Genomic DNA, 14,823 nt, shown 5'->3' with positions numbered 1-14,823 from the left:
GGCCCGTGGGACTAGGCCGAGGTCAGCGCAGGTTCGCCGCAATTCAGGAACTGCACCCGCATGTGCCGCCAGGTGGGGTGTCGAGTTTTTACACGCGCGCACCGGCAGGGCACCGAAGATCAAGACTACTCGATCCGGTCAGCGCCCGCCAACCGGCGCTCCGCCACCGGCGCGGCGAAGAAGTCCCGCTCGAGCGCGCAGGCCTCCAGGAACACATCCCGCATCCTCGCCCGGACGTCCGCCGGGGCCGCCCGGGCGGCGTCGTCGAGCAGCCGGCGGGCCGTGCGGGTGGCCTCCTGGAACCCCTCGTCCGCGTACGTGGCCAGCCAGTCCGCGTAGGGGTGCCCGTCGGTCCCGTCGGCCGCGGCGAGCTCGTTCAGGTGCCGGCCCACGTCCGCGTAGACCCAGTAGCACGGCAGCACGGCGGCCAGGCCCACCGGGTAGGGCTCCGCGGCGGTGGCCGCGAGCAGGAACGTGGTGTAGCGCCGCGTCACCTCGCCGAGACCGTCCCGGGCACCGCCGGCCCGGGCGCCGCCGTCCCCGGCGTGCCGCAGCCGGGCCCGGTGCAGCTGCGCCTCGGTCTCGGTGCAGGACACGGCGCCGGCCGCGAAGAACAGCCGCTGCTCCTCGTCGGGCGCCCTGGCGGCCAGCAGGGCCAGCGCCCGGCTGTAGCCGTCGAGGTACTGCAGGTCCTGGTCGAGGTAGGCGAGGAAGCGGTCCGGCTCGAGCCGGCCGTCGCCGAGGAGGCGGACGAACTCGAGCTCCTCGATCTCCCGCCGCACGGCCGCGGAGGCCTCCCACAGCTCGTCGGTGAACCGCTCCGGGCCCGTGCCCCAGCTCTCGAGGGCGTCCTGGACGTGGTGGAAGTGGTGGACGGGCCCGCTGCCGTGGCCGACCTCGAGGTCCCCGGCGGCCTCGAGGGCGCCGCGCAGCCAGTCCCGGGCGATCCGCAGGCTCCGGGGCCAGTCCCCGTGCCGGGCCTGGAGGGTGGCCAGGGCCGAGGAGAGGGAGCACCCGGTGCCGTGGGAGTTCTCGGTGGGCACGCGGGCGCCGTCGAACGCCACGAGGGGCTCGGGGGCGTCCGGGCCCACGAGCGCGTCGGGCGTCCGGTCCCCCGTGAGGTGCCCGCCCTTGACGAGCACCAGGGTGCCGTGGGCGCGGGCCACACGGTGGCCCTGCGCGAGGGCCTCGTCCCACGACGACGCCGTGTCCTCCCCGGCGAGCACGGCGAGCTCCTGCAGGTTCGGGGTGATCAGGTCGGCGAGGCCGAGCATCGAGCGCAGGGCGTCCTCGGCCTCGCGCTCCAGCAGGCGGCCCCCGGAGGTCGCGACCATGACGGGGTCCAGGACCACGACCGGCGGCCGGTGGGTCCCGAGCCACCGGGTGACGGCCTCGATGACCGGCACGGACCCGAGCATCCCGATCTTGACGGCGTCGATCTCGACGTCCTCGGCGACCGCGTCCAGCTGTGCCGAGAGGAACTCGACCGGCGGGACGTGGATGTCGCGCACGCCCACGGTGTTCTGCACGACGACGGCGGTGACGGCGCTCATCCCGTAGCCGCCCATCGCGGCGATCGACTTGAGGTCCGCGTGCTGGCCGGCCCCGCCCGTGGGGTCGGTGCCGGCGATGGCCAGGACGCGGGGCACGCGGGCGGTCACGGGGCCACCTCCCCGGCGGGCACGGCGGTGAAGGCCCGCAGGTAGCGGGCGGCCGCGGCGGCGGGGTCCGGGTCGGCGCAGATCCCGGAGACCACGGCCAGCCCCGCGGCGCCGGCGGCGCGCAGGCCGGGGGCGTCCTCGACCCGCACCCCGCCGATGGCCAGGCAGGGCAGGGCCGTGCGGGCCGCGGCGCGGGCGAAGCCCTCGACGCCCAGCGGCTCGGGGTGGTCGGGCTTGGTGCGGGTCGCCCGCACCGCCCCGACGCCCAGGTAGTCGACCGTCCCGGCCGGCAGCGCGGCGGCGGCATCGAGCTCCTCCGCCGTGGCGGCGCTGAGGCCGAGCACGGCCTGCGGGCCGCAGATCTCCCGGGCGAGCGCCACGGGCAGGTCCGACTGGCCCACGTGCACGCCGGCCACGGGGGCGCCGGCCGCGCGGGCGGCGAGGTACACGTCGGCGCGGTCGTCCACGAGCACGGGCACCTCCCGGCCCACGCGCTCGGCCACGGCCGTCAGCAGGGCGACGAGCTCGCGGACCGGGGCGTCCTTCTCCCGCACCTGGACCATGGTGGCTCCCCCGCGCACGGCGGCGGCCACGACGTCCGGGACCGTCCGGGGGGCGCTCAGGGCGGTGTCCGTCACCAGGTGCAGGGACAGGGCCGCGGGGTCGAGGCGCGGGCTCACCGGGCGACCTCCTCGCGCACGAGCTCCGCCCGGGCGGCGATCCCCTCCGGGGTGACGGCGTGCAGCCGGTCCAGCAGCGCCACGGCGAAGGAGCCGGGCCCGGCGGAGTCGGCGGCCGCGTCCTCGGCCGCCAGGGTGTACACCGTGGTGGCGGCCACCGCCGCGGCGGCCGGGTCCGTGCGCACGGCGGTGAACGCCGCCATGAGGGCGCCCAGGGCGCACCCGCCGCCGGTGATGCGGGTCAGCAGGGGCGTGCCGTGCGGCACCCGGACCACCGTGCCGTCCGGGGAGCGCACGAGGTCCACGGGCCCGGACACGGCCACCGCCGAGCCGGCCCGCTCGGCGAGCGCGGCGGCGGCGTCCCGGGCCGCGTCGACGCCGTGGGTCGCGTCCGTGCCGCGGCCGCCGGCGCCGCCGGCGAGGGCGATGACCTCGGAGGCGTTGCCGCGCACGATCGCCGGCTCGAACCCGAGCAGGTCGCGGGCCAGCGCCGTGCGCACGGGCAGGGCGCCCACCGCCACCGGGTCCAGGACCCAGGCCCGGCCCGCGCGGCGCCGGGCCCCGACGGCCTCGTAGGCGGCGCCGCGCTGCTCGGCGGTGGGCGTGCCGGTGTTGACGAGGAGGCCGTCGGCGAGCTCCGCGAAGACCCCGCCCTCGCCCTGGATGTCGGTCATCGCCGGGGACGCGCCCACGGCGAGCAGCACGTTGGCGGTGAAGTTGGTGACCACGGCGTTGGTGATGCACTGCACCAGCGGCGCCGCGGCGCGCAGGTCCGCCAGGGCCGCGGCGGCGTCCTCGGCGAGCGCGGGGTCCGGCGGCACCGGCCTCCCGGGTCCTGGTGTGCGGTCGGACGGGGGTACGGCATCGCGCATCTGCGACATCCCTTCGCTAGTACTGGCTAGATCAGGTTCGACGGGTGTGTTCTCAGCCGCTCGTGCGGCACCCCGTGTCTGGTGTCCTGCCAGTCTAGTCGTCGTGCGGGAGTCGGCACGGACCCCGCACGGGATCAGAACATGCCGTTGGCGTGGGCCATCCGCTCGGGCACCGGCTGCGCGACGCCCCAGTGCTCCACGATCCGGCCGTCGTCGAGGCGCCAGAGGTCGTAGCAGGCGACCGTTCCGGTGGATCCTCCGTCGCGGCTCCCTCCGGGAACGGCCTCCGCGACGGTCAGCACGAAGTTCCCCTCGCCGACCACGCGGCGCAGCCGCTGGTACGCGGGCTGCGGGCCGTCCGGCGTGCCGCCGGTGTGCTCGGTGCAGCCCCGGGGGCTCATGTGGTCCTGGACGGCGTGGCGGTCGCCCCCGACGAGGGCGGCCTCGACCCACTCGGCGGCGATGCGCTTGTTGTCCTGCGTCCGCTCGTGGTCCGTGACCGCGACGGGACCGTCGAGCTGGGGGCGGGCGCCGTCGGGGCCCGTGCGCAGGGGCTCGAGGACGTCCCAGTGCTCGGCGATCCGTCCGTCCTCCACCCGGAAGACGTCGAAGCCGACCAGCGGCTCCGGACCGAGCCCTTCGTACACCGAGTGGACGGCCACCGTCCCGTGGTCGTCGAGCATCCGGACCATGTCCACGCGGAAGTCGTCGGGCATGCTCTGCACGAACTGCCTGAGACCCTCGCGCCCGTCCGGCGCGAGCGGCGAGTGCTGGACGAAGTCCTCCGTGTAGTGACGGTCCACGGCCGACGGATCCCGGTGGACGAACAGTTCCGTGCCGGTGGTGCGGATGGTGTCTGCACTGGTCATGGCGATGCTCCCTGGAACGGGCGGCCGCTCTCCCGGCGGACGGGACGGCGGCCCCGGGTGTGCTGTGGTGCGCACCACGGTACGCCGCCGCGCGGAGGGCGGGCAGGCCGGGGCGGTCCGTGACGGTCCGCGACGACGGAGGACCCCGACCGTGCCGGTCGGGGTCCTCCGTGGTGCTGCTCGGCGGGGCGGGTCAGCCCCGGTCGGCGGGCCGGCCGCTGGTGAGGTCCTCGGCCTTGACGCCGACGCCGACGACGGTCGGCGCCCGGCGGGAGGACTCCTCCGGGGCGCGCTGGGCGACGGTCCTCGCCTCGTGCCGGGCGCCCTCCGCGGCGGCCGCCCGGCCGGCGGTCACCTCGGCCTCGCCGGGCCGCGCCGCCGGGGCAGAGGCCCGCCGCGAGCGCCGCCGGGGTCGCACTGGCTCGACGTCCGCCTGCTCCGCGGCGACCGCCGCGGCGGGAGCGGGCGCCTGCCGCTCCGTGCGCTCCTGTGCCGTGCTCTCCTGGGCCGGGGCCTCCGCCGCGGCGGTGGCCCCCTCCGCGGCGTCATCCGCACCGGTGACCGCCTCGGCGGCGGCCTCCGGGGCGGCGGAGCCGGCGTCCGGTCCCCGCTGCCCGAAGACCTCCGCGAGGGAGTCCAGGCTCAGCGGCCGGGCCTCGGCGGGCTCGACGACCACGGCGTGGCCCTGCGGCAGCTCGATGACCTCGCCGTTGATGGTCAGGCGCGAGCCCTGCTCGCCCGGCGCCTCCTCGGCGGGGAGCTGCTCCGGGGCGGCGGGGGCGGTGTCCTCCCCCTCCTCCGGCTGCTGCTCGGCGGCGGTGTCCCCGCCCTGGCCACGTCCGCGGCTGCGCTTGCCGCGGCGCTTCTTCCGGGAGCGCCCCGAGCCCTCGGGCCGGGACTCCGCCGGCTGGGCGGCCTCCTCGGCGCGCTCCGGCTCGTCCGCGGCCGCCTCCTCGTGGTGGGTGGCGGCGGCGATCGTCGCGAACGCCGTCCGCGCGGCCTCGGCCTTGGCCCTCTCCGCGGGATCGGCCTCGGCGGAGCGCTGCTCCGTCCGGGCGGGCTGCTGCTCGTTGCGGCCCCCGCGGCCGCGCTTGCGCTCCGTGCGGTTCGGCCGCTGGTCGCGGGACTCGCTCGTGGCACCGCCGGAGCGGCCCTCGAGCGGGTGGTCGTGGACCACCACGCCGCGGCCGGCGCAGTGCTCGCACGGCTCGGAGAACACCTCCAGCAGTCCGGTGCCCATGCGCTTGCGGGTCATCTGCACGAGGCCCAGCGAGGTCACCTCCGCCACCTGGTGCTTGGTGCGGTCCCGGCCCAGGCACTCCACCAGCCGGCGCAGCACGAGGTCCCGGTTGGACTCGAGGACCATGTCGATGAAGTCGATCACGATGATCCCGCCGATGTCCCGCAGCCGCAGCTGCCGGACGATCTCCTCGGCCGCCTCCAGGTTGTTCTTGGTGACGGTCTCCTCGAGGTTGCCCCCGGAGCCGGTGAACTTGCCGGTGTTCACGTCGACCACCGTCATCGCCTCGGTGCGGTCGATGACGAGCGAGCCGCCCGAGGGCAGGAAGACCTTGCGCTCGAGTGCCTTCTGGATCTGTTCCTCCACGCGGTAGTTCACGAACAGGTCCTCGTCCTCGTCCCACTTCTTGAGCCGGTCGAGCAGGTCCGGTGCGACGTAGGTCACGTACGCCTCGATGTTGTCCCACGCCTCGTCGCCCTGGACGACCATGGTGGTGAAGTCCTCGTTGAAGACGTCGCGCACCGTCTTGATCGTGAGGTCCGGCTCCGCGTAGAGCATCTCGGGCGCGAGCGTCCTGGTCGACCCGGCCCGCTCCTGGATCTGCTCCCACTGGGCGCGCAGCCGGTTGATGTCGTGGGTGAGCTCCTGCTCGGAGGCCCCCTCGGCGGCGGTGCGCACGATGACGCCCGCCCCGTCCGGCAGACGGTCCTTGAGGATCTTCTTCAGCCGGGCGCGCTCCACATCGGGCAGCTTCCGGGAGATCCCGGTCATCGACCCGCCCGGGACGTAGACCAGGTACCGGCCGGGCAGGGAGATCTGGCTCGTGAGCCGGGCGCCCTTGTGCCCCACCGGGTCCTTGGTGACCTGCACCAGGACCGAGTCCCCGGACTTCAGCGCGACCTCGATCCGGCGCGGCCCGCCCTCGAGCCGCGACGCGTCCCAGTTGACCTCGCCGGCGTAGAGCACGGCGTTGCGGCCCCGGCCGATGTCGATGAACGCGGCCTCCATGGACGGCAGCACGTTCTGCACCTTGCCCACGTAGACGTTGCCGATCAGGGAGTCCTGCTGGGTGTGCGAGACGAAGTGCTCGGCGAGGACGCCGTCCTCGAGGACGCCGATCTGGATCCGGTTGTCCTTCTGCCGGACCAGCATCTGCCGCTCGACCGACTCGCGGCGGGCCAGGAACTCGGCCTCGGTGATCACCTGGCGGCGGCGGCCCGTCTGGCGGGACTCGCGCCGGCGCTGCTTCTTGGCCTCGAGCCGCGTGGAGCCCTTCACGGCCACGACCTCGTCGACCGTGGCGGTCTCCGCGGCGCGGGGCGCCCGGACCCGGGTCACCGTGTTGGGCGGGTCGTCGTCGCTGCCGCCCACGAGCTCCATGTCGACCTCGCCGCGGCGGCGGCGCCGACGGCGGCGGCTGGTGGCGCTCCCGCCGGTCCCCTGGCCGGCCTCCTCGCCCTCGTCGGCGAGCTCCGCCGTGTCCGGCTCCTCGGGACCGTCGCCCGGGTCCTCGGCGGAGGCGTTCTCCTCCTGCTGGCGGCGCCGCGCCTCCCGGCGGCGGGCGGCGCGCTGCTGAGCGGCCTCGCGCAGCTCGTCGAGGTCCGGGGCGTGGAACATCAGCGAGGTCGCCGTCACCGCGGCGGCCGGCGCCGTGCGCGGCTCCCCGTCGTCGTCGGTGTCCTCGTCGTCGGTGTCCTCGTCAACGGTGTCCCCGCCGTCGTCGGTGTCCGCCTCGTCGTCCTCGGCGGACGAGGCGGGGTCCTGCCCGGCTCCGGCCGGCGCGTCGACGGCCGGCGCCTGGGCCCCGGGACCCAGGTCCTCGGTCTCGCCGGCGGGCTCGACGCCCTCGGCGGCCTCCTCCGCGCCGGGCGTGCCGGGCGCGGGGTTCGCGGGCGCGACGGCCTCCTCGGCCACCGCACCGGGGCGCTCGTCGCCGGGGACCGCGGTCCCGGGCGCGACGTCGAGGGTGTCGGTCCCCGCGGCGTCGCCGGTGGCCGGCGCGGACGGCACGGTCTCCGAAGGCTCGCCGGGAACCTCGCCCGGCGTGCCGGGCCCGGCCTCTGGGACGGCGTCCGGCGCGGGACGCGCGTCCTCCGACGCCTCCTCGGGCACGTGGCCCGAGACCTCGGGGGCGGCGTCCGGCACGGCCGGCGCGTCCTCCGACGGCTCCCCGGGCACGTGGCCCGGGGTCTCGGGGGCGGTGTCCTGCACCGTTGCCTCCGCCACCGGGAGGTCCCGGCGGGCGTCGTGCGATGTGTTCTGCTGACCAGCGTCCAGGGCGTCCTGCGCCCCGGCCTGGTTCACCTGTTCGGCATCCATATACAGCTGTGCTCCTGCCGCGGTACGCCGTCCGTACCCGGTCCCCGCAGCTGCTTGGTCGGCGTATCGCCGGTGGGGGTCCACGCGGCGGCCAGAAGTCCTGTGCGTACCCGTCGCGTCCCGCACACCTCGCGAACGGGCGGGGACGGCAGCGAGCCAGTCCGGGGCTTCGAGCCGCTGCTCACGAGGGCAACGGTCTTGGGCCGGCGGCGGACGCGCTCAATCCGATGAGAGCCGCGGGTCCTGCCGACCTGGGGTCGAAGTCCGACTGGGCCGAGATCCCGCGTACGGGCGGGCTCGACCGTGGCCAGTATCTCACAGACGCCCCGGTGCGGGCCGGATTGGCTCCGTCACGGCCCGCAACCCGCGGGCACGGGGCCGGGAGAGCCCCCGGGGAGCATCAGGGGGCATCGCCTAGGATCGGCGTGTGACCTCCACTCCGCCCCGCCTCGACGACTCCCCCGCCGTGTCCCGCGGCCCGGACGCCCGCGCCGACCGGCGCTGGGGCCTCGTGGCCCTCGTGACCGGGCTCCTGGGCTTCTACGGCGCCGCCACGCTGGTGTACGAGCGGCTCCAGCTCTTCCTCGACGCCGGCCACCGCACCAGCTGCGACATCAACTCGTGGCTGTCCTGCGGCACCGTCATGCGCACGCCCCAGGCGGAGGCCTTCGGCTTCCCCAACCCCTTCATCGGCATCGTCGCCTACGCGGTCGTCGTGGCCGTGGCGCTCGCGGTGCTGGCGGGTGCGCGGTTCGCCGCCTGGTACTGGTGGGGGCTGCAGATCGGGGTGACCCTCGGCTGGGTCTTCGTGCTGTGGCTGTGGTGGCAGACCACCTTCGAGATCAACGCCCTGTGCCTGTACTGCATGCTCGTGTGGGTGATGCAGACCGTCCTGCTGGTGCACACCACGACCCGCAACCTGCGCGGCGGGGTGCTGCCGGCGCCGGCCGGCGTGGCGCGCGGCGCCGAGCAGTGGGCGTGGTTCGTCTCCGCCGCCCTGCTCGTGCTGCTCTTCGGGACCGTCCTGGTCCGGTTCGCCGGGGTCATCTTCCCGGCCTGAGCCCGCCCGGTGCCGTGCGGCTCCGCCGGACGCGGCACGGCACCGACGACGAACGGCCTCCGCCCGTGCTGGGCGGAGGCCGTCGTCGTCGGTGCGCACCGGGGTCCGGCGGGCTCAGGGCTCAGGCGAACCAGATGCCGATCTCGCGCTCGGCGGACTCCGGGGAGTCGGAGCCGTGCACGATGTTCTGCTGGACCTTCTCGCCCCAGTCCCGGCCGAGGTCGCCGCGGATCGTGCCCGGCGCAGCGGTGGTCGGCTCGGTGGTCCCGGCCAGGGACCGGAAGCCCTCGATCACCCGGTGGCCCTCGACGACGGCGGCCACGACCGGGCCGCTCAGCATGAACTCGACGAGCGGCTCGTAGAACGGCTTCCCCTGGTGCTCGGCGTAGTGCTGCTCCAGCACGGAGCGCTCCGCGTGCAGCAGGCGCAGGTCGACGAGGCGGTAGCCCTTCGCCTCGATCCGGGCGAGCACCTCGCCGGTGAGGCCGCGGGCCACGCCGTCGGGCTTGACGAGGACGAGGGTGCGTTCCGTGGTCATGGGGGTCCTTCCGAGGTGCGGGTCCAGGATGTCGGTGCCCAGCCTAGCCGTCCGGGTGCTCCCGCTCCCACTGCGCCTGGGCGGCGTCGCGAGCGGCGTTCTCCCGGTCCAGCCGCGCCCCGGTGCGCACGGCGTACCACCAGGCGAGCACGGACAGCCCGCCCACGAAGAACATCGTGGGCAGCACGAAGCCGGTGGCCAGGAACACGGCCTGCAGGACCCAGCCGACCGTGTACCCCCAGGGCCGGCCCAGCACGGCGGGGGCCAGCCCCAGGAGCAGTGCGAGCGCGGTCCCGCCGGCCAGGATCGCCGTCCGGGCCCCGTCCCCGAGCTCCCGGCCGAGGACACCGTAGGCGGTGAGGGCCGCGAAGAACGCGATGAACGCCTCCATGACCAGCACCGAGGAGGCGAACATCGTGCGGATCGAGCGCCGCGGCCGGGGCTGCCCGGGGCTCCGGTCGCGCTGGGCTCTGGTCATGCGTGCCACGTGGGACGGGTCCTCTCCTGCGGGGGGTGCGGTCGGTGCGGGGCGCGGGGCACGGTCACAGCCCCAGCAGCGTGCGGGCCTCGCCGACCACGGTGATCGAGCCCGTGACCAGCACGGCGCCGTCGAACTCCGGGCGGGCGGCGGCGTCCTGGACGGCCTCGGTCATCGCGTCGTCGAGCTGCGGGACGGCGTGGACCACGTCCTCCGGGAAGCCGAGGTCCACGGCGAGCTCCACGAGCTCCTGCGGGTCGACCGCCCGGGGCGAGGAGGACCGGGTGAACCAGAACTCGGTGTGGAACTCCTCGTACTCGTCGAGCAGGACCCGCAGCATCGCCTCGGCGTCCTTCTCCCGGAGCATCCCCACCACGAGGTTGAGCTTCCCGAACGTGAAGGCCTCCTTGAGGGCGGCCGCCGCGGCCGTGAGCCCGTGCGGGTTGTGCGCGGCGTCGAGGACCACCGGGGGCGCCTTGCGGGCCAGCTCCAGGCGTCCCGGAGACTCGACGGCGCCCAGCCCGGTGCGGACCAGCTCGGGGTTGAGCTCCTTCTCCCCGCCGCCCAGGAAGGCCTCCACAGCGGCGAGGGCCAGGGCCGCGTTCTCCGCCTGGTGGGCGCCGAACAGCGGCAGCAGGACCTCGGGGTACCGCCCGGCCAGGCCCTGGAGCGTGAGCACCTGACCGCCCACGGCCGTGGCGCGGGCCTCCACGCCGAACTCCACGCCGCCGAAGCGGAACGGGACGCCGAGCTCCCGGGCCCGGGCGAGGAGCACCTCGGCGGCCTCCGGGTCCTGCGCGGCGGAGACGAGGAACCCGCCCGGCTTGAGGATCCCGGCCTTCTCGGCGGCGATCTCCCCGAGCGTGTCGCCGAGCAGGTCCGTGTGGTCGAGGTCGATCGGGGTCACCACGGACACCGCGGCGTCCGCCACGTTCGTGGCGTCCCAGGAACCGCCGATGCCCACCTCGAGGACGACGACGTCGACCGGCGCGTCCGCGAAGACCGCGAACGCGAGCGCCGTGACGGTCTCGAAGTAGCTGAGCCGGGGCTCCCCCCGCTCGGCCAGCTCGGCGTCCACGAAGCCCAGGTACGGGGCGATCTCGCCGAAGACGCGCACGAAGGTCTCGTCGTCGACGGGCGCGCCGTCCACGCTGATCCGCTCGGTGACCCGGGAGAGGTGGGGGCTGGTGTAGCGGCCCACCCGCAGGTCGTGGGCGAGCAGCAGGGCCTCCACCATCCGGGCGGTCGAGGTCTTGCCGTTCGTGCCGGTCAGGTGGATCACCGGGGCGGCGCGCTGCGGCTCCCCCAGGACCTCCATGGTCCGGCGCATCGCGTCCAGGCGCGGGGCCATCCGGTTCTCGGGGGCGCGCTCGAGCAGCCGGGAGTAGACCTCCTCGACGGTCCCCGCCCCACCGGTCCCGGCGAAGGGGGCGCTCACGCCCGCACCGCCCCGGTGCCGGCGGAGGCTCCGGTCGGGGCGCCCACGACGGACACGGCCACGGCCGGTTCGCCCACGCGCAGCTCGAGCTCGGCGGAGAGCGTCTCGCCGGCCACGAGCCCGCGGTTGGCCTCGAGGGCGGCGACCGTCCGCTCGTCGGCGGTGACGACGGTACGGATCCGGTCGGAGACCTGGAGGGCGGCGTCCTTGCGGGCCTGCTGGATCGCCCGGACCATGTCCCGGGCGGTGCCCTCGGCCTCGAGCTCGGGGGTGAGCTCGGTGTCGAGGACGAGGAAGCCGCCGCCGGGCAGGACCGCCACGGCGCGGGACCCGGCCGCGGCGTCCTGCGCCACGACGGTCTCGAGCTCGTACTCGCCCTCCTGCAGCGCCGTTCCGCCGGCGGTGACGGTGCCGTCCTCGGCCGTGCCCCAGTCCCCGGACTTCGCGGCCTTGATCACGGCCTGCACGCCCTTGCCCAGGCGGGGTCCCGCGGCGCGGGCGTTGACCTTGAGCTGCTGGGAGATGCCGAACTGCTCCGCGGAGGCCTGGCCGGCGTCGAGCAGGGTCACCGACTTGAGGTTCAGCTCGTCCGCGACGATGCGCTCGAAGGTGCCCGCGAGCTCGTCTCCCCCGGGCACCACCACGGTCATCCCGGCCAGCGGCTGGCGCACGCGCAGCTGGTGGGCCTTGCGCAGGGCGGAGCCGTTGGAGCAGATCGTGCGGGTCGTCTCCATGCGCGCCACCAGGTCGGCCTCGGCGGGGAACAGCGAGGCGTCCGGCCAGTCGGTCAGGTGCACGGAGCGCCCGGCGGTCAGCCCGCGCCAGATCTCCTCCGCAACCAGGGGCAGCAGCGGGGCGGCCACCCGGCAGACGGTCTCCAGGCAGGTGTACAGCACGTCGAAGGCGACGGTGTCCTCGTCGAAGAACCGGTCCCGGGAGCGGCGCACGTACCAGTTGGTCAGGGTGTCCATGTAGGAGCGCAGGCGATCCGCGGCCCCGGAGACGTCGTAGCGGTCGAAGGCGTCCTGGACGTCCGTCACGAGCCGGCCGGTGGCGGCCAGCACGAAGCGGTCCATCACGTGCTCCGAGTCGTGGCGGGTCCGGGCCTCGTAGCCGGCGCCGCCGTTCGCGGCGTTCGTGTAGAGGCCGAAGAAGTGGTAGACGTTCCACAGCGGCAGCATCATCTGGCGCACGCCGTCGCGGATGCTCTGCTCCGTGACCACCAGGTTCCCGCCGCGCAGGATGGGGCTGGACATCAGGAACCAGCGCATCGCGTCCGCGCCGTCCCGGTCCAGGACCTCGTTGACGTCCGGGTAGTTGCGCAGGGACTTCGACATCTTCTGCCCGTCCGAGCCCAGCACGATGCCGTGGCTGATGACGTTGCGGAACGCGGGCCGGTCGAACAGCGCGGTCGCCAGGATGTGCAGCGTGTAGAACCAGCCGCGGGTCTGGCCGATGTACTCCACGATGAAGTCGCCGGGGTTGTGGGTCTCGAACCACTCCCGGTTCTCCATGGGGTAGTGCACCTGGGCGTACGGCATCGACCCGGAGTCGAACCACACGTCCAGCACCTCGGGCACGCGGCGCATCGTGGCGGCGCCCGTCGGGTCGTCGGGGTTCGGGCGGGTCAGCTCGTCGATCCAGGGCCGGTGCAGGTCGTCCTCGCCCCGGTCGTTGACGGGCAGCCGGCCGAAGTCGGCCTCCAGCTCGGCGAGGGAGCCGTAGACGTCGCGGCGCGGGTGCTCGGGGTCGTCGGACTCCCACACCGGGATGGGCGTGCCCCAGTACCGGTTGCGGGAGATCGACCAGTCGCGGGCGTTCTCCAGCCACTTGCCGAACTGGCCGTCCTTGACGTTCTCCGGGATCCAGGTGATCTGCTGGTTGAGCTCGACCATCCGCTCCTTGATCCGGGTGACCTCCACGAACCAGGAGGACACCGCGCGGTAGATGAGCGGGTTCCGGCAGCGCCAGCAGTGCGGGTACGGGTGCTCGTAGCTGGCCTCCCGGACCAGCCGGCCCTGGGCCCTGAGGTCCCGGACCACCGTGCGGGCCACGTCCTTGTCGAAGACGTTGCGCCCGGCGATCCCGGCCAGGGGCGCGCCGGGGGCGAGCCGCTCGTCCTCGAAGAGCCGGTAGAACACCCCGGACTCGTCGAGGGAGAGCACCACGGGGATGTCGTAGCGGGCGCAGACGTTCTGGTCGTCCTCGCCGTAGGCGGGCGCCTGGTGCACGAGCCCGGTGCCGTCGGTGGTGGTGACGTAGTCGGCCACGACGAACTGCCAGGACGTGCCCGTGCCGAAGCGCTCGGCGTCCGCGAAGTAGTCCCACAGCCGCTGGTAGCGCAGCCCCTCGAGGTCGGCCCCGCGGTGCCGGGCGGTCACGGCCGCGGCCGCGGCCGCCGCCGGGTCCTCGGCCTCGCCCCAGCCGAGGTCCTTCGCGTAGGCGCCCAGCAGCTCCTCGGCGACCAGGAAGCGCCGGCCCTCGAGCTCCCCGGCGCCGGGGACCACGGCGTAGACGATCTCGGGGCCCACGGCGATCGCCTGGTTGGTCGGCAGCGTCCAGGGCGTGGTGGTCCAGGCGAGGGCCTCCACCCCGGCGAGCTCGGCGGCCAGTTCGGGCCGGACCGCCCAGGAGGCGTCGTCGAGCACGGGGAAGGTGACGGTCACCGTCTGGTCCTGGCGGTCCTGGTAGACGTCGTCGTCCATCCGCAGCTCGTGGTTGGACAGCGGGGTCTCGTCCTTCCAGCAGTAAGGGAGGACGCGGTAGCCGGAGTAGACGAGGCCCTTGTCGTCGAGCGCCTTGAACGCGGCGATCACGGACTCCATGTAGTCCGGGTTGAGGGTCTTGTAGTCGTTGTCGAAGTCGACCCACCGGGCCTGGCGTGTGACGTAGTCCTGCCACTCGGAGGCGTACTTCATCACGGAGGACCGGCAGGCGTCGTTGAACGCCGCGACGCCCATCCGCTCGATCTCCTGCTTGTCCGCCATCCCGAGCTGCTTCATCGCCTCGAGCTCGGCGGGCAGGCCGTGGGTGTCCCAGCCGAAGCGGCGCTCCACCCGGCGGCCCCGCTGGGTCTGGTAGCGGGCCACGAGGTCCTTGACGTAGCCGGTGAGGAGGTGCCCGTAGTGCGGCAGCCCGTTGGCGAAGGGCGGGCCGTCGTAGAAGACGAACTCGTTGGAGCCGTCCCGGCCGGGGTCGCGCTGGTCCACGCTGGCCTGGAACGTGCGGTCCTGCGCCCAGTAGGCCAGGACGCGCTCCTCCACGGCGGGGAACGCGGGCGCCGCGGGCACGCCCCGGGCGGCGGGGTCGGTGGTCGCCTTGGGGTAGACGGGCTGGTCTGACACGGGGTCCATCCTCGTTCTGACGTCGGTGCTTCTCGTGCGGGTCAGGGTGCAAGGACGCTGCCGGCCGGTCGCCCGGGGCGGAACGCGGTACCACCTCGCTTGCGCCCCGGTCCCCTGGGGGACACGGGCCGCCGCTCGTCGACTGCTGTGACGGGCTTACCCGTTCGGTTCTACTGGGGGCCCGGGGGCCCTGTTCTTCCGAAGACTCCCCGGTGATGGCCGGATCGACGCCGTGATGACTGCCCCCATCTTAACCCACCCGGGACGTCGCCGAGATTGCGGCTGCCGGCGACCCGGCGGTCTCCGGTGGCCGCCAGCCACGAC

General features: G+C 74.7%; 10 protein-coding genes and 1 riboswitch. Of the genes, 1 reads left to right on the top strand and 9 read right to left on the bottom strand.

The features are described 5' to 3' along the window. Window positions 1-125 precede the first annotated feature (125 nt). The 5 genes from RF640_RS13180 to RF640_RS13160 all read right to left on the bottom strand — a co-directional run bounded on the left by RF640_RS13180 (window position 126) and on the right by RF640_RS13160 (window position 7,641). Entirely contained in the window at window positions 126-1,661 is a 1,536-nt protein-coding gene (locus tag RF640_RS13180) for a bifunctional hydroxymethylpyrimidine kinase/phosphomethylpyrimidine kinase (RefSeq protein WP_368828127.1), read from the bottom strand. Further along, window positions 1,658-2,341: a thiamine phosphate synthase gene (gene thiE, locus RF640_RS13175; protein WP_368828126.1), complete on the bottom strand. Its 684-nt coding sequence runs from the start codon at window positions 2,339-2,341 to the stop codon at window positions 1,658-1,660. Before thiE ends, RF640_RS13180 begins: the two co-directional genes overlap by 4 nt. After that, window positions 2,338-3,162, bottom strand: coding sequence for a hydroxyethylthiazole kinase (thiM, locus tag RF640_RS13170; protein ID WP_017834597.1), 825 nt, complete (start codon window positions 3,160-3,162; stop codon window positions 2,338-2,340). The genes thiE and thiM overlap by 4 nt, the downstream gene beginning before the upstream one ends. 42 nt (window positions 3,163-3,204) lie before the next feature. Then, a riboswitch (TPP riboswitch) is annotated at window positions 3,205-3,298 on the bottom strand. 49 nt (window positions 3,299-3,347) lie between these two features. Next, entirely contained in the window at window positions 3,348-4,082 is a 735-nt protein-coding gene (locus tag RF640_RS13165) for a nuclear transport factor 2 family protein (RefSeq protein ID WP_126350212.1), read from the bottom strand. A gap of 193 nt (window positions 4,083-4,275) precedes the next feature. Continuing rightward, window positions 4,276-7,641 carry an Rne/Rng family ribonuclease gene (locus RF640_RS13160; protein ID WP_368828125.1) on the bottom strand — a complete coding sequence of 1,122 codons (3,366 nt, stop codon included), beginning with the start codon at window positions 7,639-7,641 and terminating at the stop codon, window positions 4,276-4,278. A 427-nt stretch (window positions 7,642-8,068) separates the two neighbouring features. Between RF640_RS13160 and RF640_RS13155 the strand changes: the two genes are divergently transcribed. After that, window positions 8,069-8,701 carry a vitamin K epoxide reductase family protein gene (locus RF640_RS13155; RefSeq protein ID WP_035930031.1) on the top strand — a complete coding sequence of 211 codons (633 nt, stop codon included), beginning with the start codon at window positions 8,069-8,071 and terminating at the stop codon, window positions 8,699-8,701. A gap of 121 nt (window positions 8,702-8,822) precedes the next feature. Here RF640_RS13155 and ndk read toward each other — a convergent pair whose 3' ends face one another. The 4 genes from ndk to ileS form a co-directional block, all read right to left on the bottom strand. Next, window positions 8,823-9,239 carry a nucleoside-diphosphate kinase gene (ndk, locus tag RF640_RS13150; protein ID WP_017834593.1) on the bottom strand — a complete coding sequence of 139 codons (417 nt, stop codon included), beginning with the start codon at window positions 9,237-9,239 and terminating at the stop codon, window positions 8,823-8,825. A gap of 43 nt (window positions 9,240-9,282) precedes the next feature. Next, a complete protein-coding gene (locus RF640_RS13145) occupies window positions 9,283-9,717 on the bottom strand; it encodes a DUF4233 domain-containing protein (protein ID WP_081994585.1) in 435 nt (144 codons plus the stop codon). A gap of 64 nt (window positions 9,718-9,781) precedes the next feature. Beyond that, on the bottom strand, window positions 9,782-11,155 hold the full coding sequence (locus RF640_RS13140) for a folylpolyglutamate synthase/dihydrofolate synthase family protein (RefSeq protein ID WP_017834591.1): 1,374 nt from the start codon (window positions 11,153-11,155) through the stop codon (window positions 9,782-9,784). Continuing rightward, entirely contained in the window at window positions 11,152-14,508 is a 3,357-nt protein-coding gene (gene ileS, locus RF640_RS13135) for an isoleucine--tRNA ligase (protein WP_368828124.1), read from the bottom strand. Before ileS ends, RF640_RS13140 begins: the two co-directional genes overlap by 4 nt. Window positions 14,509-14,823 lie beyond the last annotated feature (315 nt).

The sequence above is a fragment of the Kocuria sp. CPCC 205231 genome (assembly GCF_040980965.1).
Classification (GTDB): domain Bacteria; phylum Actinomycetota; class Actinomycetes; order Actinomycetales; family Micrococcaceae; genus Kocuria; species Kocuria rosea.
Note: the sequence above shows the minus strand (reverse complement) of the source record. Positions and strands in the feature narration are given on the sequence as shown.

Excerpts from the sequence above, each read along its gene's own strand:
- RF640_RS13165 (WP_126350212.1), bottom strand. The coding sequence starts at position 4,082 with ATGACCAGTGCAGACACCATCCGCACCACCGGCACGGAACTGTTCGTC.
- RF640_RS13160 (WP_368828125.1), bottom strand. The coding sequence starts at position 7,641 with ATGGATGCCGAACAGGTGAACCAGGCCGGGGCGCAGGACGCCCTGGAC.
- ndk (WP_017834593.1), bottom strand. The coding sequence starts at position 9,239 with ATGACCACGGAACGCACCCTCGTCCTCGTCAAGCCCGACGGCGTGGCC.
- RF640_RS13145 (WP_081994585.1), bottom strand. The coding sequence starts at position 9,717 with ATGACCAGAGCCCAGCGCGACCGGAGCCCCGGGCAGCCCCGGCCGCGG.
- ileS (WP_368828124.1), bottom strand. The coding sequence starts at position 14,508 with ATGGACCCCGTGTCAGACCAGCCCGTCTACCCCAAGGCGACCACCGAC.